General features: G+C 65.7%; 19 protein-coding genes, 1 tRNA gene and 1 pseudogene. 12 read left to right on the top strand and 9 right to left on the bottom strand.

What is annotated here, in order from left to right; translation table 11 throughout:
• The first annotated feature begins 132 nt into the window (after window positions 1-132).
• Window positions 133-209 (top strand) — tRNA-Pro (locus BIWAKO_RS15870).
• A gap of 551 nt (window positions 210-760) precedes the next feature.
• Here the strand turns inward: BIWAKO_RS15870 and BIWAKO_RS15865 are convergent.
• On the bottom strand, window positions 761-1387 hold the full coding sequence (locus tag BIWAKO_RS15865) for a biotin transporter BioY (protein ID WP_069879485.1): 627 nt from the start codon (window positions 1385-1387) through the stop codon (window positions 761-763).
• Between the two features lie 158 nt (window positions 1388-1545).
• On the opposite strand from BIWAKO_RS15865, the gene BIWAKO_RS15860 reads away from it, so the two are divergent.
• Window positions 1546-2466, top strand: coding sequence for an MBL fold metallo-hydrolase (locus BIWAKO_RS15860; RefSeq protein ID WP_069879484.1), 921 nt, complete (start codon window positions 1546-1548; stop codon window positions 2464-2466).
• Between the two features lie 51 nt (window positions 2467-2517).
• On the opposite strand, the gene BIWAKO_RS15855 is transcribed toward BIWAKO_RS15860, so the two are convergent.
• Window positions 2518-3294 (bottom strand): DUF1499 domain-containing protein, encoded by a 777-nt coding sequence (locus BIWAKO_RS15855; RefSeq protein WP_069879483.1) that lies wholly within the window; start codon window positions 3292-3294, stop codon window positions 2518-2520.
• A gap of 45 nt (window positions 3295-3339) precedes the next feature.
• Window positions 3340-4971 carry a long-chain-fatty-acid--CoA ligase gene (locus tag BIWAKO_RS15850; protein ID WP_069879482.1) on the bottom strand — a complete coding sequence of 544 codons (1632 nt, stop codon included), beginning with the start codon at window positions 4969-4971 and terminating at the stop codon, window positions 3340-3342.
• A gap of 214 nt (window positions 4972-5185) precedes the next feature.
• Here BIWAKO_RS15850 and BIWAKO_RS15845 point away from each other — a divergent pair, with 214 nt between their 5' ends.
• The 5 genes from BIWAKO_RS15845 to BIWAKO_RS15825 all read left to right on the top strand — a co-directional run bounded on the left by BIWAKO_RS15845 (window position 5186) and on the right by BIWAKO_RS15825 (window position 10766).
• Window positions 5186-5587: a MarR family winged helix-turn-helix transcriptional regulator gene (locus BIWAKO_RS15845; RefSeq protein ID WP_084652251.1), complete on the top strand. Its 402-nt coding sequence runs from the start codon at window positions 5186-5188 to the stop codon at window positions 5585-5587.
• Window positions 5588-5594: 7 nt separating this feature from the next.
• Window positions 5595-6446: a patatin-like phospholipase family protein gene (locus BIWAKO_RS15840; RefSeq protein ID WP_069879480.1), complete on the top strand. Its 852-nt coding sequence runs from the start codon at window positions 5595-5597 to the stop codon at window positions 6444-6446.
• Between the two features lie 38 nt (window positions 6447-6484).
• Window positions 6485-7954, top strand: a complete 1470-nt coding sequence (locus BIWAKO_RS15835) for an amidase family protein (RefSeq protein ID WP_069879479.1) — start codon at window positions 6485-6487, stop codon at window positions 7952-7954.
• A 119-nt stretch (window positions 7955-8073) separates the two neighbouring features.
• The gene (locus tag BIWAKO_RS15830) at window positions 8074-9453 is read left to right on the top strand and encodes an aspartate aminotransferase family protein (RefSeq protein ID WP_069879478.1); all 1380 of its coding nucleotides are present in this window, start codon (window positions 8074-8076) and stop codon (window positions 9451-9453) included.
• A gap of 419 nt (window positions 9454-9872) precedes the next feature.
• Complete coding sequence (locus BIWAKO_RS15825; protein ID WP_069879477.1) at window positions 9873-10766, top strand: metallophosphoesterase; 894 nt, start codon at window positions 9873-9875, stop codon at window positions 10764-10766.
• 95 nt (window positions 10767-10861) lie between these two features.
• Here BIWAKO_RS15825 and BIWAKO_RS15820 read toward each other — a convergent pair whose 3' ends face one another.
• Window positions 10862-11458: a L,D-transpeptidase gene (locus tag BIWAKO_RS15820; RefSeq protein ID WP_069879476.1), complete on the bottom strand. Its 597-nt coding sequence runs from the start codon at window positions 11456-11458 to the stop codon at window positions 10862-10864.
• A gap of 244 nt (window positions 11459-11702) precedes the next feature.
• On the opposite strand from BIWAKO_RS15820, the gene BIWAKO_RS15815 reads away from it, so the two are divergent.
• The gene (locus tag BIWAKO_RS15815; protein ID WP_069879475.1) at window positions 11703-12632 is read left to right on the top strand and encodes a histone deacetylase family protein; all 930 of its coding nucleotides are present in this window, start codon (window positions 11703-11705) and stop codon (window positions 12630-12632) included.
• 93 nt (window positions 12633-12725) lie between these two features.
• Here the strand turns inward: BIWAKO_RS15815 and ribB are convergent.
• Window positions 12726-14002: pseudogene (gene ribB / locus BIWAKO_RS15810) on the bottom strand (3,4-dihydroxy-2-butanone-4-phosphate synthase).
• A 69-nt stretch (window positions 14003-14071) separates the two neighbouring features.
• Window positions 14072-15190: a chorismate synthase gene (gene aroC / locus BIWAKO_RS15805; RefSeq protein ID WP_069879474.1), complete on the bottom strand. Its 1119-nt coding sequence runs from the start codon at window positions 15188-15190 to the stop codon at window positions 14072-14074.
• Window positions 15191-15665: 475 nt separating this feature from the next.
• Between aroC and BIWAKO_RS15800 the strand changes: the two genes are divergently transcribed.
• Window positions 15666-16469: a pseudouridine synthase gene (locus BIWAKO_RS15800; RefSeq protein ID WP_069879473.1), complete on the top strand. Its 804-nt coding sequence runs from the start codon at window positions 15666-15668 to the stop codon at window positions 16467-16469.
• Between the two features lie 2 nt (window positions 16470-16471).
• Here BIWAKO_RS15800 and BIWAKO_RS15795 read toward each other — a convergent pair whose 3' ends face one another.
• Window positions 16472-20482: a Pls/PosA family non-ribosomal peptide synthetase gene (locus tag BIWAKO_RS15795; protein WP_069879472.1), complete on the bottom strand. Its 4011-nt coding sequence runs from the start codon at window positions 20480-20482 to the stop codon at window positions 16472-16474.
• Window positions 20483-20709: 227 nt separating this feature from the next.
• Window positions 20710-21306 carry a histidine phosphatase family protein gene (locus BIWAKO_RS15790; protein ID WP_069879471.1) on the bottom strand — a complete coding sequence of 199 codons (597 nt, stop codon included), beginning with the start codon at window positions 21304-21306 and terminating at the stop codon, window positions 20710-20712.
• Window positions 21307-21455: 149 nt separating this feature from the next.
• Here BIWAKO_RS15790 and folP point away from each other — a divergent pair, with 149 nt between their 5' ends.
• The 3 genes from folP to folK are packed head-to-tail and all read left to right on the top strand — an operon-like array spanning window position 21456 to window position 23162.
• A complete protein-coding gene (gene folP, locus BIWAKO_RS15785) occupies window positions 21456-22286 on the top strand; it encodes a dihydropteroate synthase (RefSeq protein ID WP_069879470.1) in 831 nt (276 codons plus the stop codon).
• Window positions 22283-22657 (top strand): dihydroneopterin aldolase, encoded by a 375-nt coding sequence (gene folB, locus BIWAKO_RS15780; RefSeq protein WP_069879469.1) that lies wholly within the window; start codon window positions 22283-22285, stop codon window positions 22655-22657. Before folP ends, folB begins: the two co-directional genes overlap by 4 nt.
• Entirely contained in the window at window positions 22647-23162 is a 516-nt protein-coding gene (gene folK / locus BIWAKO_RS15775) for a 2-amino-4-hydroxy-6-hydroxymethyldihydropteridine diphosphokinase (protein WP_069879468.1), read from the top strand. Before folB ends, folK begins: the two co-directional genes overlap by 11 nt.
• 15 nt (window positions 23163-23177) lie before the next feature.
• Here the strand turns inward: folK and fabI are convergent, their stop codons facing one another.
• The gene (gene fabI, locus BIWAKO_RS15770) at window positions 23178-24017 is read right to left on the bottom strand and encodes an enoyl-ACP reductase FabI (RefSeq protein WP_069879467.1); all 840 of its coding nucleotides are present in this window, start codon (window positions 24015-24017) and stop codon (window positions 23178-23180) included.
• Window positions 24018-24048: the final 31 nt, after the last annotated feature.

The raw sequence follows: 24048 nt of genomic DNA, 5'->3' as shown, positions 1-24048 counted from the left end.
CGCGCGCTTCTCACAGGAGGCTGCATCCGACGCGACAGGCCCTCAACGAAGCTCTGGAGAAATCCACATAAGAGGTGCTTAGCCCTGTTGCGCTGCGGCGCGACGCTGGCTATAAGCCGGCCACCAGTTGATCGGAGTGTAGCGCAGTCTGGTAGCGCACCACGTTCGGGACGTGGGGGTCGCAGGTTCAAATCCTGCCACTCCGACCAAAATTTCCCGAGATATTTCAGATAATTACAAATCAAGCCCTGCGGGGCTTTTTTGTTGCGCGGACAGATGCCCGGACAGTTTCGGCGCGATTTGGGCCGCGACCGGCCCGCTGGGGAGCGATTAACGCATCCACGACTTCTCCGGAGACGGCGATGGTGTCTCGCGAAGCGCTCCTGTAGTCTCGCCGCAGGACACTGGGGCTCACTCTATGACGCGTTTTTCCCGAATCATCGGAATCATGAGCCTCGCAGTGCTTCTCTCCGGCTGCGACAAATGCGGGGAGTTCATGAAGCTCGATATCTTCGGCCAACCCGTGAAGACCTGCTCCGGCAACAATCCGCAGGGCTGAGAACAGGCCCGACAGCCGCACGCGAATCGTTGGACCATCGGACCGGATCTCGTATCCGATCCGATGGTCTGACCTTTTGTGCTTGCATCAGCCCTCCCGAACACCGCGGTCCACGTTCCGGGACGATGCGTTGACGCCCAGCGCCAAAGAAAAAGCCGGGGCAAAGCCCCGGCTCGTTCGTCTCCGTCGCTGCAGCGTGCCTCAGCCACGGCGGCGCAGGAAGGACCAACTCGCCCCGACCAGGCTCGCAGCCAGCGCCATCTTGAGCGCATCGCCCAGCAGGAAGGGCTGCACGCCGAGGGCAAAGGCCTTGGCGAAGCCGACACCGGTGGCACCGCTCGCCATTTGCGCCCCAAGAGCAAGCCACAGGCCGCCGAGGCCAAGAATCAGTGCTTCCGCGACAATGAATCCCGCGATCAGGCGGAACACCGAAGCGCCGCGCTCGGCCGCCCAGCCAGCGACAGCCGCCGCCAGCACAAAGCCGACGAGGAAACCGCCGGTCGGACCGGCGAGATAGAGCAGCCCGGCTGCAACCGGCGGCGTGTTGGTGAAGACCGGCAGGCCGGCGAGACCGTAGGCAATATAGAGTGCGACAGTCGCGGCGCCGAGGCGCGAGCCATAGGCGGCGCCCAGGCCGAGCACCGCCAGCGTCTGCAGGGTCATCGGCACCGGCCAGAACGGTACCTTGATCTTGGCTGCGAGTACGAGCAGCAGGCTGCCGGCCACGGCAAGTGCGACATTGCGCGCCAGCGCGGCGCGACGTCCGGAGACCTGGGGAAGGATCGCGTTGACCAGGGTCGGAGCGGAAAGGGGAAGCAGATCGGCCATGCGCTCTCATCCATTTTTCGAGGGCCGCGCTGCGCAGCCGGTTTTCCGTCTATAGAAAATGCTGCAATGCCCTACAAGGCGCGCGGCGGTGCGCGAAACGGCAAGGCCGGGGCGCAACCTGCCCCCGTGAAGCGAATGGACCAGGCGACGGGACCCGCATGAGCGAAGACATCGAATTCGATCGGAGCGCCACCGCTCCCTCCGGCGAGGTGGTCGAACTGTCGCCACTCGTTCGGCGCGTCATCGCCGGGAATAGCGGGCCGATGACCTTCACCGGCACCTGCACCTATATCATCGGCCGGGGCACCGTTGCGGTGCTCGATCCTGGCCCCGACGATCCGGCTCATATCGCCCGCGTCCTTGCCGCACTCGCTGGCGAGAGCGTCAGCCATATCCTTGTCACCCACACCCATCGCGATCATTCGCCTGCCGTGCCGGCACTGAAGGCGGCAACAGGCGCCATCGTTGCCGGCTGCCTGCCGCATCGCGCGGCGCGCGAACTGGCGCTGGGCGAGATCAATCCGCTCGATGCCGCGGCCGATCGCGACTATGCCCCCGGCCTGCCGATGCATGACGGCGACACGGTCACGGGCCCCGGCTGGACGCTCTCGGCCGTCGAAACGCCCGGCCACACCGCCAATCATCTCGCCTTCGCGCTCGCGGAAGAGACAAGCCTGTTTTCAGGCGATCATGTCATGGCGTGGTCGACGAGCATCGTTGCTCCGCCCGACGGCTCGATGGCGTCCTACATGGCGTCGATCGAAAAACTGCGCGCGATGGAGCACGCCATCTACTGGCCTGGCCATGGCGGGCCAGTGAACGAACCCCAACGCTTCCTGCGCGGGCTCGTGCAGCACCGCCGGCTCCGCGAAGCCGCGATCCTCAACCGGCTCCGAGCTGGCGACGAGCGCATCGCGGAGATGGTGCCGCCCATCTACCAGGGCTTGCCGGTCGCATTGCATGGCGCGGCCGCGCTCTCGATCCTCGCCCAACTCGAGGATCTGGTCCTGAACGGCACCGTCCTCTGCGACGAGGCGCTGCCGATGTTGGCGAGCCGATACAAGCTGGCACGGGGTTGAGGCAGCGGCGTCGATCCGTTCTTCGGATCGCATCACGCCGTCGCGTATGGCCTAGCGTGCCTCGACCAGCAGCTCGACCTCTGCGGCAAAGGCGGCGATGCGGGCAGCATTTGCGCCGAGATCGTGGCTCCCGATCCGCGAAGCCGAGCGGATATCGATGCGACTGCCATCGGCGCGCGGACGCACGCGGATCGTGATGTCATCGGCAAGGCGCAGGATTCGGGTGTGCGCCACAGCCTCGATCCGCCCTGCCCCGCTGCGTCCGCCGGGGCGCGACGCTTCGAGAACCTGCCAACCCAGTGCAGTGGCGGCCCGGCGCGCGATGGTGAACGCCGTTTCGGCCGGGACCTCCAGCACGATCGGCAACGTTTTCGGATAGGCCTGGCGCTGGATGCGTCGCGCCGCAGCAGGGACGTCGGGCGGCACCAGTCCGTGGCGTGCGGTCAAGGCGGCCTGCGAGCGGCTGAAGCTCGGGGGATCATCGATATCGGTCGAGATATCGCTCAATCGCGGCAGCGTCAGCCATTTGAAGCCGCCATAGAGCGCTGGGGCAAGCATGAGGAGCGCAAGCACGAAGGCCTGCGCCGCCATGCCGACCCCGCGATGTCCCACCTGCCAGATCCGCATAAAGGCGAGCACCGCCAGCAGCAGCGCCAGCAGAACGAAACCGTAGGCGCCGGCGATCGGCGCGAGCCCCTGCACGGAAGGCTCGCCGAGCCGGGCGACGAGAATGGCCAGCAGCAGCACCGCGACGGAAAACCAGGCCAGCCGCCGGCTCCAGCGTGCGGCGCGCGAGACAGGTTCCTCGAAGACGATGCGACGATGCATGATGATTACGTGGCGGGGTCTGGCACCGAAGGCAAGCCTCGCGGCTCAGCCTGTCGGCAGGCGATAGTCCTTGAACTGCTCGCGCAGCGCGGTCTTCTGGATCTTGCCCGTCGCAGTATGCGGGATCGCCTCGACCAGGACGACGTCGTCCGGCAGCCACCATTTTGCGATCTTGCCGGTCATATAGGCCAGCATCTCGTCGCGGCTCGGTGAACGACCGGGTTTTGGGACGATGACCAGCAGCGGCCGCTCGTCCCATTTGGCATGGGCGACGCCGATCACCGCCGCCTCCGCCACATCGGGATGGCCGACCGCGAGATTTTCGAGATCGATGGACGATATCCACTCACCGCCCGACTTGATCACGTCCTTGGAGCGGTCGGTGATCTGGAGATATCCCGCGGCATCCAGCGTGCCGACATCGCCCGTATCGAAGAATCCGTGCTCGTCGAGGATCGCTTCATCCTCACGCCTGAAATAGGCGCCAGCGACGGACGGTCCGCGCACCTTCAGGCGCCCGAACGTCTTGCCGTCCCAGGGCAGGTCCTGGCCGGCATCATCGGTGATGCGGAACTCGACAGTAAAGGGCGGATGCCCCTGCTTGACCTTGAGATCGTAGAGCGCATCGCCCTGCAGATGCCCATAGACCGGCTTGATCGAGCAAAACGAACCGATCGGGCTCATTTCGGTCATGCCCCAGGCATGTGCGACGGTGACGCCATACTTGCGTTCGAATGCCTCCGTCATCGCCCGCGGACAGGCCGAGCCACCGATCACCACGCGTTTCAGCGTCGAGAGTCGGGCGTTGGTCGCCTCCAGATGCTGCAGCAGGCCAAGCCAGACCGTCGGCACCGCCGCGGTGCAGGTCACGCCCTCGCCTTCCAGCAATTCGAGCAGCGATGCACCGTCGAGCTTCGCCCCCGGCATGACCAGCTTGGCCCCGGTCATCGGCGCGGAATAGGCCAGCGACCAGCTATTGGCATGGAAGAGCGGCACGACCGGCAGCACGCTGTCGCGCGAGGACAACCCGATATAGTCCGGCGCCGAGCAGGCCATGGCATGCAGCACGTTCGAGCGATGCGAATAGAGCACCCCCTTCGGACCGCCGGTGGTGCCGGAGGTGTAGCAGAGCCCGGCGGCGGTATTTTCGTCGAACTGCTTCCAGGCGAAATCGTCATCGGCTTCAGTGAGCCACTCCTCGAAGGCGGCCGCTGCCTTCAGGCCGGTTTGCGGCATATGCGCCGCATCAGTCAGCACGATGTAGCGCTCGATGCTCGGCAGCCTGTCCTGGATCTGCTCGATCAACGGCACGAAGGTCAGGTCGAGGAACAGCATCCTGTCCTCGGCATGGTTGATGATCCAGGCGATCTGCTCCGGGAACAGACGCGGATTGACCGTATGCGTAATCGCGCCGATCCCGCTGATCCCGTACCAGAGTTCGAGATGCCGGTCCGTATTCCAGGCCAGCGTCGCGACCCGGTCGCCGAGCCGCATTCCTTCCCGCTCGAGGCGCCTGGCCACCCGCAGGGCGCGGCGGCGGATATCGGCATAGGTCGTGCGCCGCAGCGAGCCGTCCTCCACCGCGCGGCTCACGACCTCGCGAGTGCCGTGCTGGACGGCGGCATGGTCGATGATCCGGTGCAGCAGCAGGGGCCAGTCCTGCATCAGGCCAAGCATGGCATCTCTCCCCACGATCATTCTTGCTGTTGTTGGGAGCAGCATAGACAGGCAGCTCCCCGGCAGGGAAGCAGGAGTTGAGCCGGACCGGGAATCAAGGGCTCGCCTGGAGCCACGCGATAGTTTAGGGCAGAACTGACAGATCCTGAGAGTTGGAACCGTGTCAGCGCCCGACGCCCTACGCACCGATCCAGACCGCGTCTGGTTCCGCTTCATGCGGCTGCACCAGCGCATGCTCGGCCAGATGACGGCACGCATCCGTACGCTGGGGCTCTCGATCCCGCAATTCGATCTGCTCTCCACGCTGACCGAGCGCGAAGGCATCAGCCAAAGCGAGCTGGCCGAGCGGCTTTATGTCACCAAGGGCAACGTCTCCGGGCTCGTCGATCGACTGGTGCAGGCCGGCCTTGTCGAGCGCCGCGCCATCGCGGGCGACCGGCGTTCCTATGCGATGCATCTGACGCCCGAGGGGCGCAGGCTGGCGGAAGCCGGCATCGCGGCGCAGCGCAGCTATGTCGCGACAACCCTCGGCAAGCTGCCCGCCGGCGATCTCGCCGATCTCGACCGACTCGTCCTGGCCTGGCGCGACCTCGCTCGCGCCGCGGACGCCGAATAGCGCCTTCATGTTCGCTGGGCTCGCCTTCGCCGGCGGCGGCAATCGCTGCTACTGGCAGGGCGGTTTCTATGAAACCGTGGCGCCACGCCTCGCATTGTCGCCGCGCCGGGTCGTCGGTGTCAGCGCCGGCGCCTTCGCGATGCTCTATACGGCACTCGGTCTCGGCCCGACCGTACGCGAGCAGGTCAGGCAAGCCTGTTTCGATCGAACATCCGAAATGGATTGGGCGGCCTTCCGCCGGGGTGGGCGGCTCTTCCCGGTCGGCGAGCTCTATCAGAGCCTCCTCACTCAACTCTTCACGCCCGAGGCCCTCTCAACCTTGCGGCTGATGAGCGATTTCCGCATCGCGATCTCGCGCCCACCACGCTTCTGGCCCCTGCCGATCGCCGCGATGCTGGGGATCGGCGCCTATCAGCTGGAAAAGCGCCTTCGCCGACCGGTCCATCCCACCGCCGGGCGCCGCCTCGGTTTCGTTCCCGATCTTGTCCGGCTCGCCGATTGCGCAACGGCAGAACAACTGGTCGCGGCCCTGATGGCGAGCGCTGCAGTGCCTCCCTTCATGCCGGCCGGGCTCGTCGGGCAGCGCGCTGCGCTCGACGGCGGGCTGGTCGACAGTGCCCCCGCCTGGGCGCTCGCCGATCTGGAACAGGCCGGCGACCGGACGCTGGTTCTGCTGACGCGCCCCTTCTCCGCGGTGCCGCAGGTGCCGGGCCGGACCTATGCGCGCCCGTCCCGGACCATTCCGGTCTCGCAATTCACGATCCGCGACTGGGAGGGAATCCGCTTCGCCTACGAACTCGGCATCAGTGACGGCGAGAGCTTCCTTCGGCGGATGGAAGTCGAAGCGCGAACCGGCTAGGCATGAGGCTGGTTCTTCCCCACCGACCGGACGTGCCGATGCCTGCGATCGATCTGACCGCCTCCGCGACCGACCTCCGCGAAGCCCTGCTTGCGCGCCGCTTCAGCGCAAGCGACCTGCTCGAGGCCAGCTTCGCCCGCATCGACACGCTGAACCCATTGCTCAACGCCATCATTGCCCAGGACCGCGAGGCCGCGCGCGCCATGGCGGCAGAATCGGACAGGCGCCTCGCCGATGGCACCGCCCGCCCGCTTGAAGGGCTGCCGATCACGATCAAGGACGCGTTCGACGTGGCCGGCCTGCCCTCCTCCGGTGGGCTGCCCGCCTACAAGGACCGCATTCCTGCGGATGATGCCGCCGCGGTCGCTCGCCTGCGCGCTGCCGGCGCCGTCATTCTGGGCAAGAGCAACGTCCCGGTCTTCTCAGGCGATTTCCAGAGCTACAACCCCGTTCACGGCGTCACCAACAACCCCTGGAATGCGGCCTTCTCGCCCGGCGGCTCGTCCGGCGGGGCCGCAACCGCGGTCGCGACCGGCATGTCGGCCTTCGAACTCGGCTCTGATCTCGGCGGCTCTGCGCGCTGGCCGGCCCATGCCTGCGGTGTCTACGGCCTGAAGACGAGCTGGGGGTTGATCTCGACCTGGGGCCACCTGCCGCCGCCGCCCGAGCGCCGCACACCGCGCAATGCCGACCTCTTGGTCGCCGGACCGATCACGCGCGCGCCGGAGGATCTTGCGCTCATCCTTCCGGTGCTGGCCTGCCCGCGCGATTCCCGGGTCGCAGGTGCGGCCCTCACCGCTCCAAGGCTGGAGGAGCCCCGCGGCCTGCGTGTCGCACTCTGGGCCGACGATGCTTTCGCCCCGACCGACCGCGAGGTCGGCGCTGCCGTGCGCCGGGCCGCGGATCTGCTCGCAGCGCAAGGCGCAATCATCGACGAGACCGCGCGCCCGGCGATCCGCTTCTCCGAAGCCTTCGAGGTCTATGCGCTGCTCAACCATGCCGTCGTCGCCTATGGTCTGCCGCCCAAGGTCAGGGCGCGTATCCAGGCCATGGCATCGCGCTTCAGCACCAACGATCTCTCGCATCAATCGCTGCAGGCGCGCGGCGCGCGCATGACGCCGGGACTCTATCAGCAGATCTCGCAGCGGCGCATGGCTCTGAAACGACAATGGGCCCGCTTCTTCCAGTCCTATGACGTCGTACTCTGCCCACCCGCCCCCGTCGCCGCGATCCCGCATGACCACACGCCGGATATTCACGCGAGGCGCCTTGCCGTGAACGGCGAGCCTCGCCCCTATCTCGATTTCCTGCTCTGGGCCTCGCTCGCGACCGGGGCCGACCTGCCTGCGCTGGTTGCGCCGATCTCGCAGTCGGACGGTGGACTGCCGCTCGGCGTGCAGATCATTGCGGCGGCCGGCGAAGACCTTACGGCAGTTGCAGTCGGCGGCATGCTGGCAAGGGCGGGCGCAGGATATCGCGTTCCCCCCGGCTCGACCGGACAATCCTGAGCCGGCGCAACCCGATACGCGCCAGAGTCTGCGTCGATCTGCGTGAAAATCGCTCAGCGCTTGCGCTGATCCCGGTCTATGCTCGCATAAAGGCCGCATAAAAACCTGGAGCTTGCGCCATGCTATCCAACCTCGCCGTCCGCGACATCGAGACCCTGGTCCACCCATACACGAACCTGGCAACGCATCGCGAGACCGGCCCGCTGGTGCTGGAAAGCGGCAAGGGCGTCTTCGTCTATGACAGCGCCGGCAAGGAGTACATCGAGGGTATGGCGGGGCTCTGGTGCACCGCGCTCGGTTACTCCAATCAGGAGCTGATCGACACGGCGACGGAGCAGATGAAGAAGCTGCCCTTCACGCATATCTTCGGCGGGCGCAGCCATGATCCGGCGATCGAGCTGGCGGAGAAGTTGAAGGAGATCGCCCCGGTTCCGATCTCGAAGGTGTTCTACGGCGCATCCGGCTCCGACGCCAACGACACCCAGGTGAAAATCGTCTGGTACATGAACAATGCCCTTGGCCGGCCGCAGAAGAAGAAGATCATCTCGCGGCTGAAGGGCTATCACGGCGTCACCGTGGCCTCGGCCTCGCTCACCGGCCTGCCCAACAATCACATTGATTTCGACCTGCCGCTGCCGGGCATCCTGCATACCTCCTGCCCGCATCACTATCGCTTCGCCGAGCCTGGCGAGAGCGAGCAGGATTACTCCTCGCGCCTCGCCGCCGAACTGGAGGAGATGATCCTGCGCGAAGGGCCGGACACGGTGGCCGCCTTCATCGCCGAGCCGGTGATGGGCGCCGGCGGAGCGATCACCCCGCCGGAGGGCTATTTCGAGAAGATCAACGCGGTTCTCGCCAAATACGACATCCTGTTCATCTCGGATGAGGTCATCACCGGCTTTGGCCGCACCGGCAACATGTTCGGCACCACGACCTATGGCATGAATGTCGACACGATCTCGCTCGCCAAGCAGATCACCTCGGCCTATTTCCCGCTCAGCGCCGTGATGATGAACGACAAGGTCTACGAGGTGCTCGTCGACCAGAGCCGCAAGATCGGCACCTTCGGCCACGGCAACACCTATGCCGGCCATCCCGTCGGTTGCGCGATCGCGGTCAAGACGCTGGAGATCTACCAGCGCGACAAGATTGTCGAGCACACTCGCAAGGTTTCCCCGACCTTCCTGAGGCGGCTTGAGAAGCTTGCCGAGCATCCGCTGGTCGGCGAAGCGCGCGGCGTCGGCCTGATCGGTGGCGTCGAGATCGTCAAGGACAAGGTGACCAAGGCCCCGTTCGAGACCAAGAAGGGCGTCGGCCCGAAATCGGTTTTCTTCGCGCAGGAAGAGGGCCTGATCACCCGCGCCATGGGCGACCGTGTCGCCTTCTGCCCGCCGCTCGTGATCACCGAGGCCGAGATCGAGGAGATGTTCGACCGCTACGAGCGGGCCCTGAACAAGACGCTGGCCTGGGTCAAGGCCGAAGGCTTGCTCGCGGCCTGAGCCGGCATGCTTAAGGGGAGATTAACCGAAGCGGCGACATGATTGCGATCGAGGCCGAAAAGCCACGAAGAAATCACGATCACGCCGCTTCGTCGTCCCGATCGGACGTCACCTTCCCTGTGTCGACGGCCAGGAACCGTCGGCACCGTGCAACAGGTAAAGTCAGGACCGATGCCTTCCGCCAACAAGCGTCAGACGACGCAACGCAGCGCGAGCTTCCATGATGCCTCGGCCAGAGAGGCTTACGCATCGCACTTCCGCCCGATCGCAATTCCCGCGGTCGCTGCGGGAACAAGACGCTCCTCGCCTGCGTCGGACAGGACGGCGGAGAGAAAACCGGCTCATCCTGTGCCGGCCGTTCTCCGCAATGGTTTTGACGATTGACTTGACGACTGCCAGACTGACTTTCGAGACCCTCCATGATTGACCGGCGCAGAGCTCTCCAAACTCTCGCCGGTCTTTTTTTGGCCGGCTTCGGCACCGGCGGCTACGCCTATGCGTGGGAACCAACCCATCCGCGGGTGACGCGCTACCGCTTCACCCCGAATGCCTGGCCCCAGTCCGGCCGCCTGAAGCTCGCAATCATCTCGGATCTGCACATTGGCGGGCCGCATATGCCGGTCTCGCGTGTGCGCGATATCGTCGCGATGACCAACGAGCTGAAACCCGATTTCGTCCTGCTGCTCGGGGATTTCGTTGCCAGCCGGACACGCCGCGCCTCCGATCCTCCCTATGCCGAATGGGCCACGGAACTCGCCGCGCTCAAGGCGCCAAGCGGGGTCTACGCCGTGCTCGGCAATCATGACTGGTGGCAGGACGAACCCACACAAAGGAACCGCAGCGGGCCGACGCAATCGGGCCTTGCGCTCGAAGCGGCCGGGATCACGGTTCTCGAAAATCGGGCGCTACGCCTGGAGACCGCTGCAGGTCCGCTCTGGCTTGCCGGCCTCGGCGACCAGATCGCCTTCGTCAAACGGTTGCGCGGACAGAAGAATGGCGTCGACGACCTGCCCGGCACCCTCGCCCAGATCGCTGATGACGGTGCGCCCGTCATCATGCTGGCGCATGAGCCGGATGTCTTCGCCCGGATGCCGGCGCGGGTTGCGCTGACCTTGTCGGGCCATACCCATGGCGGACAGGTAAGGCTGTTCGGCTGGTCGCCGATCGTGCCATCACGCTATGGCAATCGCTACGCCTATGGCCATGTCCGCGAGAGTGGGCGCGATCTGGTGGTTTCTGCCGGCCTCGGCACCAGCAAGTTGCCGCTTAGGTTCGGAATTCCGCCGGAGGTCGTGCTGGTGGAGTTGGGCTAGCCTGTCGCCGCTACCCCAAACATCTTGCTCCACTCGATCCGGAACGCTTGTCAGACGCTGGCCGGGCGAGGCCCGACCAGATCCGGCAGCGGCCGTCAGACCACCACCACCTTGGTGCCGACCGTGACCCGATTATAGAGGTCGATCACGTCGATATTGCGCATCCGGATGCAGCCTGACGACGCCGAACGGCCGATGGTCTCGGGCTCGTTCGTGCCATGGATGCGGTAGAGCGTGTCCTTGCCGTTCTGGTAGAGATACAGAGCGCGCGCGCCGAGCGGGTTGTCCGGGCCGCCCTCCATGCCACCAGCGCGGGGCGCCAGATGCGGCCAGCGCTTGATCATCTCGGCCGGCGGGGTCCAGCGCGGCCACTCGGCCTTGCGCTGCATCGTGGCTTCACCCGTCCAGCCAAAGGCCTCGTCGCCGGTCGCGACGGCGTAGCGAATCGCCTTCTTGTTCGGCAGCACGAAGTAGAGATACTTCTCCACCGTATCGACCTTGATGCTGCCGGGCGGCAGCCCGGTCGGGTCCGTGATCTCGTAGGGCAATTGCGTGATATGGTGCTCGAACTTCGGCACCAGCGCGATGTATTCCGCATCGCGCTCCGACAGTGCGGGAGCGTTCACGCTCTTGTATTGGCACGCCCCGAGAAGAGTCGACAGCGCCAGGGCAACGATTACGGTCTGTTTCATGCCTACCACCAGCGACGTCACGAACGCGCCATTTATGATGAATGAAAAGTTAATATTCTATTCCCGCCCCGGGGGTTGGGGCGACGTCGAGCCGCGCCGCTGCTCTATGCGTCAAACTGACATGGCGCAATGAAGTTCCAGCCGTGATGCGCGATTCGTCGACTTCGGCCGCGACCGTGGTAATCGAGCAACGGCAGTGCAACATGACGCGCGGCGGCAGGTCCCGTGATGAGGGTGAGAACCAGTGACGACGCTTCTGATTACGCACCCGGCGAGCCTGCAGCACCTCACTCCGCCCGGCCATCCCGAGCGCCCGGACCGCATCCGCGTCGTCGAGCAAACCCTCGAAGATGAACGATTCGCGCACCTCGCCCGGGTCGAGGCGCCGCGTGCCGGTCTCGACCTCGTCACGCTCTGCCACCCGCGCCATTTCGTAGAGGCATTGATCGCCGCCTCGCCGGTCACGGGACTCGTTGAGATCGAAGCCGACACCACGATGTCGCCCGGCTCGTTGGAGGCCGCGCTGCGCGGCGTCGGCGCTGCCGCCCACGCCGTGGACGAGGTGATGCAGGGCAAGGCGAGGAATGCCTTCTGCGCCACGCGCCCGCCCGGTCACCACGCCGAAAGCGTCAAGGCGATGGGTTTCTGCTTCTTCAACCAGGCTGCGATCGCCGCCCGCCACGCCCAGAAGGCGTATGGCGCCGAGCGCGTCGCGATCATCGACTGGGACGTGCATCACGGCAATGGCACGCAGGAAATCTTCTGGAACGACCCGAGCGTGCTTTACGCCTCAACCCATGAGATGCCGCTCTATCCTGGCACCGGCGCCGCCTCGGAACGTGGCGAGCACGGCACGATCGTCAATGCCCCCCTGCGCGCGGGTGATGGTTCCGACACCTTCCGGGATGCGTTCGAGACCGCGGTATTGCCGCGCGTCGACGCCTTCCAGCCCGACCTCGTGATTATCTCGGCCGGCTTCGATGCGCATTGGCGCGACCCGCTCGCCAATATCAATCTGGTCGAAAGCGACTTCGCCTGGGCGACCCAGAAGCTGATGGCGATCGCGGACCGTCGCGCCGAGGGCCGCCTCGTCTCGATCCTCGAAGGCGGCTACGATCTCGAAGCCCTGTCGAAAGCGACCGCAAGCCATGTCCTGGCACTGATGCGAGGCTAGCCGCTCTTCGAGGCGCACAGCGGCGCCCCAGTCCAGACAGCAAGGCAGGCATCCGTGGATGGCTGAGTTCCGTCGCGCTAATGGCGGAGCCACTCACTCCAGCGGCTGCGTCTCCGCGATCTCGATGCCAAAGCCGCTCAGGCCACGAAGGAGCGCGGCGAGGACGCGAGGTTGACGATCGAGGCGACCCCGAGATCGCGCAGAATCTGGGCGCCGAGGCCGACCTCGCGCCATTGCTGCGAGCGCTGGGCGTCGGAGCCCTCCTCGACGCTCTTGATCGGCACGCCGGCGGAGCCGTCGCGCAGATAGATCAGCACGCCGCGACCATCCTGCTGGAAGCGCCGGAGTGCGCACTGGATCGACTTCGCGCCGCCGAGCACATCCGCCACGACGTTCGCCCGATGCAGCCGCGCCGGGACCTTCTCGCCGTCACCGACCTTGCCCATGACGAAGGCAAAATGCTGGGTGTCTTCGAAGGGCGTGACATAGACGTGGCCGGTCATCTCGCCGAACTCGGTCTTGACCGGGAAGGAATGCACGCGCTCGACGAGCTTCTCGCGCGCCTGGCGATAAGCGATCAGCTCGGCGACCGTGATCTGCTGCAGCCCGTGCGTCTTGGCGAAGGCGGTGATCTGCGCGCCCTTCATCACGGTGCCATCATCATTGGCGAGCTCGCAGATCACGCCGACCGGCGGCAGATTGGCGAGCTTGCAGAGATCCACCGCCGCTTCGGTATGGCCGGAGCGCATCAGAACGCCGCCATCCTTGGCGATCAACGGAAACACGTGGCCGGGCCGCACGAAATCCGTGGCGCCCATATTGCCATTGGCCAGCGCGCGCACGGTATTGTTGCGCTGCTCGGCCGAAATACCGGTGGTCAGCCCGTGCTTGACGTCGACCGTCACTGTGAAGGCCGTGCCGAGCGGTGCGTCGTTTGACGAGACCATCGGGTCGAGCCGGAGCCGCCGCGCCTCGTCTGCCGTCAGCGGCGCGCAGACGATGCCGCAGGTATTGCGGATAATGAAGGCCATCTTCTCCGGCGTGCAGAGCGAGGCCGCGATGATCAGATCGCCCTCGTTCTCGCGGTCATCGTCATCGGTGACGATGACGATCTCGCCACGGGCGAAGGCTTCGATGGCCTGAGTGACGTTCTGCTGCATGACAGCCTCCCGCGGCCCTTGCAGGCCCAGAAAATCATTGGGGGTGACGGCACCGTTCGTGGCGGCGGCGATGCGCTCGGCACTTTCGCGCGAGATCCAGGCACTCTGATCGTTGCAGAGCGCCGTCACGCTGGCCGGCGACAGGCCGACCAGCCGCGCGAAGGCGCTGCGAGCCATGCCATTTTGCCGGAGCCAAGTTTCGAGCTTCATGGCAGCAAGTTAATACGCCCCCGCTTCACTTGCAATGAAGCAGGGAATTTATTTCAGTAATACTGAAAATCACCGAGCAAACGGCCAACGCGGCTCGACCACGCCAACCTGGGCGCGATGGCGCAGGAACTGGTCGGCCAGCACGCAGGCGACCATTGCCTCCCCGACGGGAACGGCTCGGATGCCGACACAGGGATCGTGGCGCCCCTTGGTGAACATATCCGCTTCCCCGCCGGTCCGCGTCACGGTCGCGCGCGTGGCGAGGATCGAGGAGGTCGGCTTCACCGCGAAGCGGGCGACGATCGGCTGCCCGGTCGAGATGCCACCCAGGATGCCGCCGGCATGGTTGGAAAGAAAGAGCGGCTTGCCGTCATTGCCCGCCCGCATCTCGTCGGCATTCTCTTCGCCCGAGAGTTCGGCAGCAGCAAACCCTTCACCGATCTCGACGCCCTTCACGGCATTGATGCTCATCAGCGCCGAGGCCAGCTCGGCATCGAGCTTGCCGTAGATCGGCGCGCCCAGGCCGGCAGGAACGCCCTCGGCGACAATCTCCAGCACCGCGCCGATCGAGGATCCGGACTTGCGGATACCATCGAGATATTCGGCGAAGAAGGCCGCCGCCTTGGCATCCGGGCAGAAGAACGGATTATTGCCGACCTCGTTCCAGTCCCAGTTGTTCCGGTCGATCTTGTGCGGCCCCATCTGGACCAGGGCCCCGCGCACGATCATGCCTGGCACGACCTTGCGCGCAATCGCGCCGGCGGCGACCCGCATGGCCGTCTCGCGCGCCGAGGAACGTCCGCCACCGCGATAGTCGCGAATGCCGTATTTCACATCATAGGTGAAGTCGGCATGGCCGGGCCGGTACTTGTCCTTGATGTCCGAGTAGTCCTTGGAGCGCTGGTCGACATTGTCGATCATCAGCCCGATCGAGGTTCCCGTCGTCACTTGCTGGCCGCTCGCCTCATCGGGAAAGACGCCGGAGACGATGCGGACCTGATCAGGCTCCTGGCGCTGCGTGGTGAAGCGCGACTGACCGGGCCGGCGGCGATCGAGCTCAAGCTGGATTTCGGCTTCGCTCAGCGGGATCAGAGGCGGGCAGCCATCGACGACGCAGCCGATCGCCGGCCCGTGGCTTTCCCCAAAGGTGGTGACGCGGAAGAGATGGCCGAAGGTGTTATGGGACATGGCAGCCTGACGGGTTTCGCTCCGGGCTCATAAGCCGGATCGCGCCCGCGCGAAACCCCGCTGCGCGCAAACCATGCCCCAATGCCCGCCGCGTCTCGCCCCGCGCTCCGCATCTCCGGCAATGCTGCACGGCAGCGCAAGTCTTGACAGCCGCCCGATCCGGCGGCTTCTGGGCCCGATGAGACACAGGCCTGTCACCCAGCCGCGCTCCTGGCGCCCCGGGAGTGTCATTATCGCGGGCGCCTAGCCCCGAGCCTTCCGAAGAGGAGCGGGTTCGGGGAGAGTGGCATCAGGTCGGCCACGACGCCTGCCACGGCGTGCCGTCTCGGACCTGGCACAGCAACCTATCCCGGACGGGGCTCGCGCAGACGGTTTCGCACTGTAAGGCGGCTTGTCCACGGTAGCCCGCGCCCCGCGCCTCGACATGATGGCCAGGAGCCGGCGACCGGTCATTCGCATTCGGAATGCCCAGACCATGTCGAGACAATCCGGCCCCGCCACGCCGGGGTCCGTCAGCCTCGCGCGCGCCCTTTCCAAGCTCGGCTATTGCTCACGCACCCAGGCCGAAGGCCTGATTCTCGACAGGCGCGTCCGGGTCGATGGGCGTCTTGCCCTGAACCCGAGCCTGCGCCTGGATCTCGCGCGTGCCCGCATCATCGTCGATGGCGAAACGGTCTCGGCCGAACGCCGTGTCTATCTGATGGTCAACAAGCCCCGCGGCGCGCTCACGACCCGGACCGACCCCGAGGGCCGCACCACGGTCTATTCCTGCCTGGACGGACTGGAGCTACCGTTCGTCGCCCCGGTCGGGCGGCTCGACAAGGCGAGTGAAGGGTTGCTGCTCATGAGCAACGACACGCGCTGGGCGCAGCGCATCCTGGATCCAGCCTCCGGCGTGGAGAAAACCTACCATGTCCAGATCGACACGGTGCCCGACACCGCCTTGATGGCGCGGCTGCGCGCCGGCGCCGTCGACGGCGACGAGGCGCTCTCGACCAAGGCGGCGACGCTCCTGCGCCATGGTCAAAGGAACGCCTGGATCGAAATGGTGATCGACGAGGGCCGCAACCGACAGATCCGGCGAATCGTCGAAGCGGCCGGCGCGCGGGTGCTGCGCCTGGTCCGTGTCGGCATCGGGGCCTTGCCACTGGGCGACCTACCGAAAGGCGCGGTCCGCGCATTGCAGCCCGACGAAACCGCGCTGCCGCTCGATAATGGCTGCGTCGGCGCTCCGCGACCGACGGCCGCCTCGACGGATAGAACGGCCGGTCAGCCTTAGCTCTAGTGCGCCGCCGCTTTGGCCGGCACCGCCGGCGCACCCTCCCAGCGCGTATTCGCCGGCAGGTTCTCACCCTTCATGATCACGGTCAGCAGGCCGATCTGCGCGTAGTCGCCGACATGGGTGTCGTAGAGCACCGTCGCCGCCGCGCCCACACAGACGCCCTTGCCGAGATGCACGCGACCGACCTTCATGACCCTGTCCTCATAGAGGTGGGTCTGCAGGGCCGAATGCGCGTTGACCGTGCAGTAGTCGCCGACCCTGATGCAGTCGAACTCGGTAATATCGGTCGAGTCGAGCCAGACGCCCTTGCCGTATTTCGCGCCGAACAGCATCAGGAACCATGGCAGGAAAGGCGTTCCGCGCAGGTAGTCGAACAGCACCTTGCCGCCCAATCCCCAATAAAGCACGGCGACCGCCTCGGTGCGCATCGCCCAGAACGACCACATCGGCTTCATCACCGGCTTGTAGACGCCCATCAGCAGCCATTTCATCGCGGCGCAGATCAGCGCCTGCGTGACAGCGATCAGGATGGACACGCCCATGAAGCTGAGCACGAGCCCGCCCCAGTCGCGATCGAAGATCTTCTGCTGCAGCACGAGGTCGACCGCGATGGTGCCGAAAGTGATGAACAGCATCGCCGGGAAGGAGGTGTGCAGCGCCTCGAAGCCGGCCCGGGCCAACTTTTTCCCAAGCGACGGCTTATAGGTCCAGTCCGCACCGAGATCGACCTTCTGGCGCGTCGGCAAGCGGATCGGCGGCGAGCCGAACCAGGTATCGCCCGGCTGCATTTTCGCATTGGCAGGCGGCTTCGACTTGATACCGATCAACACCCGGTCCGGGACCACGGCGCCCGGCGGCACGACCGCATCATTGCCGATGAAGACCTGGTCGCCGGTCTTGGTCATGTCGAGACGCATATAGCCCCGACGCATGTCCTCGTCGCCGAAGACGACCTCGTCGGCGATGAAGTTGCCGGCCCCGATCGCCGTCAGGTCGTAGCGACCCGACAGATTGGTCGAGATCTCCGCCCCCTTGCCGATGCTGGCGCCCATCAACCGATACCAGAAGCGCATATAGATCGTCGCGAACAGCGAGGAGAGCGTCTCCAGCGTCACCTCTGTCGCCAGCGCCACCGTCCATTTGCGGGCATAGAAGCCGGAATGGATCGACCACGAGCCCGTGGTCACGCGCGGCAGGATCACCCAGCGCAGCCCGGCCATCAGCAGCACGGTGAAGGCGATGAGGCCCATCGCCGTCGGCCAGGTCAGGATCGGCAGATACCAGAGATAGCTGATATCGGACCATGTCGCGATCTGGTCGTCGATCCTGTCGAAGAGCCAGAAGGCCGGGAAGATCGGCAGCAGGCTGATCGGCGGCAACACGATCAGCATGAACACGTAGAAAACCGTCATCGCGAAGCGACGGCGCATGCTCGCCTCGGCCTGCGGCGGCAACGCCTCGAGATCGACCATGCCGATCTTCCGACCAGGCGTGCCGTCCCAGATTTCGGCCGTGCCGACCGTCGTGCCGGACGGTATCGCCGTCAGATCGCCAATCTCGACATGGTCGCCGGTGGTGCTGCCATGACCGAAGACCACGGAGGCGCCGGCGTTCACGTCCCGACCGATCTTGATCCGGCCCAGGATCAGCTTGTCGCCGATGGCTTCGCCATTGGCGAAGGTGGTCTTCGAGCCGAAGGTCGTGTAGTCGCCGATCTCGATGAGATCGAGCGCACCGGCCTCGTAATCCGAGATGATGACGTCGCGGCCGACCTTGGCACCGAGCAGGCGCCAGTAGAAGCGCATCACGGGCGTACCCTGCAGCCATTTGATATGGACAAGGCCTGCAACGCGCGCGGCGAACCACCAGCGGAAATAATAAACGCCCCAGAGCGGATAGACGCCGGGCTTGGTCCGGCCGAGCACGATCCATTTCAAGGCGATCGAGATCAGGCCTGTGACGATGGTGATCGCGACATAGACGCCGAGCAGGGTGAAGACCTGCGCCGGCAGCGACAGGTCCTCACCGGAAATCAGCAGATAGGTGACGAAAATCCCGAGCCATTGTGCCGTCGCCAGGCTGATGATGATCGGCAGCGCGGCGGCCTGCGCCAGCCCGCACAGGAAGCGGCGCAGGAAGGAGGGCGGAGTGAAGGAGAGATCCTCCGCCTCCGCAATCCCGCGCCCATCGAGCACCGCCGCCATGCCACGCAACGTACGGGCACCATAGACGTCCTGCAGCGTGATGCCGGCATAGGCAGGGGTTTCGCGCACGATCGAGATGAAGCGCGCGGCCAGCAGCGAATGACCACCGAGATCGACGAAGAAATCGGCCTCGAGCGGCAGGCTCGAGGCACCCAGCACGCGCTTGGCCGCCTCGAGGAGGGCGGCTTCCGTCTCGTTGCGCGGCGGTTCCTGCTCGCCGGCTGCGGCCGGCGCCGTCAGCGGCGCGGCCCTCAGCATCTTGCGGTCGACCTTGCCCGAGACCATGCGTGGCAGCGAGCCGACGGCCTCGAAATGGGCGGGGACCATGTAGGGAGGAAGTTGTTCTCTCAGCGCAGCGCGCAGCACGCCCGCATCGACCGCGACGCCGGGCTCGCTGACCACAAAGGCGACGAGCCGTTCGATGCCGTCATCCTCGCGCAGCACGACCGCCGCCTGGTTCACCCCCGGCTCGTCTGCGAGCTTCGACTCGATCTCGCCGAGCTCGACCCGGAAGCCGCGGATCTTGATCTGGTCGTCGATACGGCCATGGAAGACGATGTTGCCGGCCGCATCGAGACTGACCGCATCGCCGGATCGGTAAAGAATGGGGTCGTCGATCCCGCCAAACGGATTGGCGATGAATTTCTCCGCCGTCAGTTCGGGGCGGCCGTGATAGCCCCGGGCGACGCCCGGACCGCCGATCAGGAGCTCGCCCTGCTGGCCCGGCGGCAGCAATTGCAGCTCTTCGCTGACGACATAGGCGGTGTAGTTGGGAATCGGCCGGCCGATGGTCACCACCTCGCCCGGCTTCACCTCGGTCGCGGTCGCCACCACGGTCGCCTCGGTCGGCCCGTAGGTGTTGAGGATGCGCCTTTCCGGCTTCGCCCATTTCTGCACGATTGAGGGCGGCAGCGCCTCGCCGCCGAGCAGGATGAGCCGCAGCGAGGGCACATCGGACGGCAGGATGCCAAGCAGCGTTGGCACGGTGTCGATCACGGTGACGCCGGCGCCGTTCAGGATTGCCGGCAGCTTCTCGGCATCGCCCATCATCTCGGGCGAAGCGACGAACAGCGTCGCGCCGACGAGATAGGGCGTCCAGATTTCCTCCATCGACAGGTCGAAGGCGACCGATGCGCCCTGGAAGACGATGTCGTCGGGCCCCATCCCGTAGAAGGCGTTTCCGGAGCGCAGGAAATGGCAGATGTTGTGATGGCTGATGACGATCGCCTTCGGCGTGCCCGTCGAGCCCGAGGTATAGATCAGATAGGCAGGATGATCCTTGCTCAGCCCGGCCGCGCGCGCTGGCAGGAGAGCACCATCGTCGCGCGCCACGAGATCGGCAGGCGACCAGACCGGACGCCCGACCGCGGCCGCCTTGCCCTGCCAGGCAGCGCAGGTCACGAGCCCCTTGGCCTCGGCATCGTTCAGGCAAGTCGCGATGCGATCGACAGGCGCCTCGGCATCGAACGGCACCCAGGCCGCGCCGCTGAGCGTGATCGCGATCTGCGCGACGAGCAGGTCGATGCCGCGCGGCATCCACAAACCGACCATGCTGCCGGGGCCGACGCCTGACAGGACAAGGCCGCGCGCCTGACTGCGCGCTGCCGCCCAGACCTCGTCATAGCTCAGCCGGCGCTCGCCATCCGTCAGCGCCGGGTGCGCGCCGCGCGCGGCCACCGTCGCGGCAAAAATCTCGCCCAGAACCTCATCGCGAATCAGGTCGGGCCGCTTCTCGCCCGCGATCACAGCGAGTGGGGTAGCGCTCCGGGCGGTCTCATCCGCCGACAGGATGCTGATGTCGTTCATAGTGCCCCGCTGCGGATCGACCAGAGCAGCCCTGGCGGCACTCACCCCAAGGCGACCCTGCGGCGAACCGCACCTCTAAAACTGCCCCGGAAACCGCATCATTCGATCCGATTTCCGACGACCTCCCCCCGGCCGAGCATGTCGCTGTTGCGCGCATCCCTGCTAGCACAACACTCCTTAAAGAGCACCCCTGAACCCACGATGAATGTCTGCGACCGAACCTCGCGCTAGACCCAGGAGACGCGCCCGTCCGAGACCATCAGGATCTTGCCCTGCCAGATATCGACCATGGCGGCTTCCCCCGGCGCGACCGCGCCGACAAGCGCGAGCACGGCGCGCGCAACACCGCCATGGCTCACCATCACCGTCTCGCCCGTCAGCCCCTCCAGCACCGGCCTGATCCGTTCGGCCAGCATCCGGTAACTCTCGCCTTCGGGGGGGACGAAGCCCCATTTGTCGCGCTCGCGTGCCAGCGCCAGCTCGCGCTCTGATTTGCGGACCTCGCGCCAGGTGAATCCTTCCCAGGCGCCGAAGGTCAGCTCGCGCAGGCGCTCATCGATACGGTAGCCCTTGGGCGGCAGTCCCAGCCGATAGCGCAGGATTTCCATGGTCTCGCGCGCCCGCTCCATAGGAGACGCCACGAAATCGAGCCCTTCATAGCCCTGCACCAGATGGCGCAGACGGCCGGCGGCTTCAGCCGCCTGCTCGCGGCCGAGTTCATTCAGCGGGATGTCCTTCGAACCCTGGAGGCGGCCCTCCCGGTTCCAGTCGGTTTCGCCGTGACGGACGAGGAAGAGGCGATGAGAGATCGTGAGCGGCAACATTCTCCGGCTCATGCACGCTCGGCGCCCGCAGGTCAAAGCGTCAGACGGGCACAGGGGCATGCGTATTGGCCATGGCAACCCGTCATCGCTTTCTGATGGCAGAGCGCGAGTGCGCTGTGTATAGGCGGCTCTCCGCTTCGGATGGATCCATGTCCCCGGCTCTCACTTTGCCAGACGGTCGCAGGCTTGCCCTCGGCACGACGCCTCTGCTCATGGGCGTCGTCAATGTCACTCCCGATTCCTTCTCCGATGGCGGCATGCTGAAGAGCGCCGACGAGGCGATCGCTCATGCCGAAACACTGATCGCGGAGGGCGCCGATATCGTCGATATCGGCGGCGAGTCGACCCGGCCAGGCCACGCCGAAGTCGATGCGGAGACCGAGCGTGCCCGGGTCATCCCGGTGATTTCGCGGCTCGCGACCCGAACACGCATCCCGATCTCGATCGACAGCTACAAGGCCGAGGTCGCCGAAGCCGCGCTCGGCGCCGGCGCAGCGATCGTCAATGACGTCTGGGGCTGCCAGCGCGAACCGGCCATCGCCGATGTCGCTGCCCGCTTCGGCGCCCCGATGATCCTGATGCACAACCGTGACAGCATCGATCCCGCGCGGGACATTCTCGACGACGTTCTGCGCTTCCTCGAACGCTCCATCGCCATCGCCATTGCAGCAGGCGTGCCACGCGAGCAGATCGTGGTCGACCCCGGAATCGGCTTCGGCAAGACGCCGGCGCAGAACCTCGCAATGATCCGCGATCTCCGCCAGCTCGAACAGCTTGGCTGCGCCATCCTGCTCGGCGCCTCACGCAAGTCGACCATCGGCCAGATCACCGGCCAGAAGGTCCCGGCCGAGCGACTGGCCGGCACGCTTGCAGCCCATCTCTACGGCGTCTCGCAGGGCGCCTCGATCATCCGCGCGCATGACATTCGTCCACATGCCGACGCCTTCAAGGTCTGGACCGCCATCGGAGACGCGCCATGAGCGAGACAGGCAGCATCCTGATCGAGAAGCTCGACATCTATGCCTACCACGGCTGCTTCTCCGAGGAGGAACGGCTCGGCCAGCGCTTCACGCTCGATATTGCGCTGGCGACCAATATCCACGCCTCGGCCATCAGCGACGACCTCGCGGATACGGTCGATTACGGCAAGGTCGTCGCCGTGGTGAAACAGACCTTCACCACCCGCCGCTACAATCTGCTGGAAGCGGCAGCGCGCGCCGTGGCCCAGGCCATCCTGGCCGAGTTCCCGCCGGTGAGCCGTGTCTGGATCACCCTGCGCAAGCCCGCGCCGCCGATTCCGGCAACGCTGGCAGCTGTCGGCATCCGCCTGGACTTCCGGCGTGAAGACTGAGGCCGCTCTCTGCTTCGGCGGCAATCTCGGCGATCCGGTCATTGCCTTCGCCGCAGCGATCGAAGCCCTGGCGCGCCATCCCGCCGTGACCGTGCTGCGGATTTCGTCGGTCTATCGCACCGCGCCCTGGGGCAAGCTCGACCAGCCGGAATTCAAGAACATGGCCGTGATGATCGCAACCGATCTCGCGGCAGCCGACCTGCTCGCCTTCTGTCTGAGGATAGAGCGCGAGCAAGGCCGCGAGCGCAAGGAGCGCTGGGGGCCGCGCACGCTCGATATCGATCTTCTGACTTATGGCGAAGCCATCATCGACGAGCCAGGTCTTCAGGTTCCGCACCCGCGCATCGCCGAGCGCGCCTTCGTCCTGGCGCCGCTCGCGGAAATCGCGCCGGCGCTCGTCATCGGCGGCAGGAATGCGTCCGAGCTGCGCGACGCTCTCGCGAGCGAGGAGGTCAGGCGCGACGATACGGAAACGGCGCGCCTGCGGGACGCCAGCGCCGGCTGAAGCCGGCGCTCCGGATCACTCGCCCTTGTCGAGCGTGATATCGGGCGCAGACGGCACCTTCATGCCGACCACGTGGTAACCGGCATCGACATGCATGATCTCGCCGGTGATGCCGCGCGACATGTCGGAGACCAGGAAGACGGCGGTCTCGCCGACTTCCTCGATGGTTACGGTGCGACGGAGCGGTGAATTGTACTCGTTCCAGCGCAGGATATAGCGGAAATCGCCGATGCCCGAGGCGGCAAGCGTCTTGATCGGCCCGGCCGAGATCGCGTTGACGCGGATCTTCGAGGGACCGAGATCGGCGGCGAGATACTGCACGCTCGATTCCAGCGCCGCCTTCGCCACGCCCATGACGTTGTAATGCGGCATCCATTTCTCGGCGCCGTAATAGGTCAGCGTCAGCATCGAGCCGCCATCGGTCATCAGCTTCTCGGCGCGCTGCGTGACGGCAGTGAAGGAATAGCAGGAGATCAGGAGCGACTTGGTGAAATTCGCTTCTGTCGTCTCGACATAGCGGCCGGTCAGCTCGTCCTTGTCGGAGAAGGCGATGCAGTGAACAACGAAATCGAGCTTGCCCCAGAGCTTCTCGACCTCGGCGAAGACGGCATCGATCGTCGCCGAGTCGGTGACGTCGCAATGGCCGACAACGTGCCCGCCAAGTTCCTTCGCCAGGGGTTCGACGCGCTTCTTCAGCGCATCACCCTGATAGGTGAAAGCCAGCTCCGCACCAGCATCGGCCGCAGCCTTGGCAATGCCCCAGGCAATCGAGCGATTGTTCGCGACGCCCATGATGAGGCCCCGCTTGCCCTTCAGGACATTGGCGGTGGAGGAGGCAGCGCTGGATTCGGGCATCGGGGACCTGCGAACTGGACGAAGCGGAAGG

The sequence above is a fragment of the Bosea sp. BIWAKO-01 genome (assembly GCF_001748145.1).
GTDB lineage: Bacteria > Pseudomonadota > Alphaproteobacteria > Rhizobiales > Beijerinckiaceae > Allobosea.
Note: the sequence above shows the minus strand (reverse complement) of the source record. Positions and strands in the feature narration are given on the sequence as shown.